Annotated in this window: 3 protein-coding genes and 1 pseudogene; 3 read left to right on the plus strand and 1 reads right to left on the minus strand. The window is 69.2% G+C overall.

What is annotated here, in order from left to right; all coding sequences use genetic code 11:
• Positions 1 to 104: pseudogene (locus tag E3T19_RS11260) on the plus strand (IS481 family transposase); the annotation flags it as partial.
• 61 nt (positions 105 to 165) lie between these two features.
• Here E3T19_RS11260 and E3T19_RS11265 read toward each other — a convergent pair.
• Positions 166 to 951 (minus strand): 1-acyl-sn-glycerol-3-phosphate acyltransferase, encoded by a 786-nt coding sequence (locus E3T19_RS11265; RefSeq protein ID WP_134408835.1) that lies wholly within the window; start codon positions 949 to 951, stop codon positions 166 to 168.
• Between the two features lie 178 nt (positions 952 to 1,129).
• On the opposite strand from E3T19_RS11265, the gene E3T19_RS11270 reads away from it, so the two are divergent.
• Positions 1,130 to 1,615 carry a hypothetical protein gene (locus E3T19_RS11270; protein ID WP_134408836.1) on the plus strand — a complete coding sequence of 162 codons (486 nt, stop codon included), beginning with the start codon at positions 1,130 to 1,132 and terminating at the stop codon, positions 1,613 to 1,615.
• Positions 1,616 to 1,723: 108 nt separating this feature from the next.
• On the plus strand, positions 1,724 to 2,227 hold a 504-nt coding region (locus E3T19_RS11275), incomplete at its 3' end, for a hypothetical protein (protein ID WP_198418784.1).

Consider the following 2,227-nt stretch of genomic DNA (forward strand, 5'->3'; position numbering starts at 1 on the left):
TGCCGGCTTGGCTCCATGAATACAATCACCACAGGCCCCACACCGGAATCGGCGGCGCCGTACCCATCAGCAGATTGACCAACCTGCCTGGGCAGCACATCTAGCTCATCCGGTTCGGGCCGGTGGGTGCCGACCCCGCGGTGGCAAACCTGCGGACGGCGCGGTTCACCCGGCCGGGGTTTGGGCCGCTCTGGCGGCCGCCTTGCGTCGCTGTCGTTCCGCTTCCGTCGCGGCGGCCTCCGCCGGGGTGGGCGCGGTTCCGCCCAGGTGGGCGGGCTGCCACCAGCGGCCGGCACCAGGCTCCGGGTAACGCGCCTGCAGGCCGTCCACGAGCTCCTGCAGCACGCCGTGCAGTCGCTGGGTCACCTGCTGCGGATCGTCCTCGGCGTTTACACGTACCGGCATGCCGACCGCGAAGGAGACCGGGGTGCGATAGGCCTCCCGCACGGATGGCTTGTGGTTCTTCGTGAGCAGCCGGTGGCCACCCCAGACAGCGATGGGCACGATGGGCACCCCGGCCTCCATCGCCATCCGCGCCGCACCGGTCTTCAGGTCCCGCACGGTGAACGACGCGTTCACTCCCCCTTCGGGAAACACCCCGACGAGTTCGCCGGCGTTGAGCGCCCGCACCGCGTCGGCGTAGGCCTGGGCCCCGGCCGTCATGTCGACGTTGATGTGCCGCATCCCACGCAACAGCCAGCCGACGACGGGCTTGTCGAACGCACCCTTCTTGGCCATGAAGCGGATGTGCCGGCGGTTCTTTCGCCAGGTCATCCACTCCACGAGGGCGAAGTCCGCGTAGCCGAAGTGGGTGATGGCGAGGACCGCCCCTCCGGCGTCCGGAAGGTTGGTGAGGCCCGACGCCGACGGCCTGAGCCTGAAGGCTCCGAAAATTGTGCGACCCGCTGCAATCGCCGTGCTGTAGATCGGTTCCCCGCTGCGCCTTCTCATGCCCCCAGCGTAGAACAAACGGCTGTCAAACTGCTGGTCACACGGGGGTCATTGGTCCCGCGCCGTGGCCGGTGTCAGGCACCGATGGGTTCATGACGATCGGAGCGGTCGCGCTTTCGTGTCGGCATCCGAGCGAAGGCAACCATGGACGAGACAGCGACGAGACAGCGACGAGACGGTGACGACAGGCTGGGGTGACTTCGCCGTGGCCATGGTGGGCGCCGCCGCGGCGCTGGCGGGCCTCGTCATGGTGGCGATCTCGGTGAACATCCGGGAGATCCTCGCGCTGCCCGGGCTGACGGCACGGGCCGCGGCCGCCGTCGGCTCCCTCGTGCTGGTGGTGGTGACCGGCGGCCTCCTTCTGGTGCCCGGCCAGCCCGGGGCGGTCCTGGGCGTCGAGGTGCTCGTCGCCGTGGGCCCGGCGGTCGTCCTGCATACGATCTCACTCCGCCACCGGGCACGGAACAGCGCGAGTGGGCGGTTCTCCCTGGCCCTCTATCTAGCGCTCGCGGCCCTCCAGCTGTTTCCCTTCGCGCTGGGCGCGGTGCTCCTCATCGTCACCGGCTCCTCCACCGGCATCTACCTGGTCGCGGCCGGGGTGATCCTCACCGTCATCGGCTCCATGCTCGACGCCTGGGTCCTGATGGTAGAAATCCTCCGCTGACGCCCCCGCGAACTGTGAGTTGAGCCCCAGAAGCCCGCGATTTCTGGGGCTTTTCTCACAGCTCGCGGAACCTTTTACAGTGTCAGTGGTAGGTGAGACGATCTCATCATGAGTAGCCCCGACCAGGCAGTACCGCCCGCTCCGGATGATGACGACCACTCTCCGGAGTCCGCTCCACCTGGCTCCACCCCCTCCCCTGTTGACCCGACCGCTTTCGGGCCGTACGTCCCCAACCCGGCCCTGGACGAGTCGGTCTGCTCGGAGCTGGCCCGCCGCACCGAGCTGATCGCGGTCGAGGCCCGCGCCATTGCGCAGGCGCAGGCCCGGCAGGCCGAGTTCCTCGTCGCTCTGCAGGGCTGGAGTGAGGACCCGCTCGTCTCCTCGCGCCTGCACGGCAACCCGGAGAGCATCCGGCTGGCCGACGTGAACGCGGCCACCCTGACCGAGGACCAAGCCCGCGCGGCCGCCTACAGCCGGTGGGAGGACCGGGACGTGGCCCGCCGCACGATTGTGAGTGAGACCGCCTGCCTGCTGCGCCTGTCCGAGCGCACCGTGGAGCACCTGATGGATCAGTCCCTCTGGCTCCTGGCCGCCCCGGCGACCTTCGAGGCC

The organism is Cryobacterium sp. TMT4-31 (assembly GCF_004403385.1).
Lineage (GTDB): Bacteria > Actinomycetota > Actinomycetes > Actinomycetales > Microbacteriaceae > Cryobacterium > Cryobacterium zongtaii.

Excerpts from the sequence above, each read along its gene's own strand:
- E3T19_RS11265 (WP_134408835.1), bottom strand. The coding sequence starts at position 951 with ATGAGAAGGCGCAGCGGGGAACCGATCTACAGCACGGCGATTGCAGCG.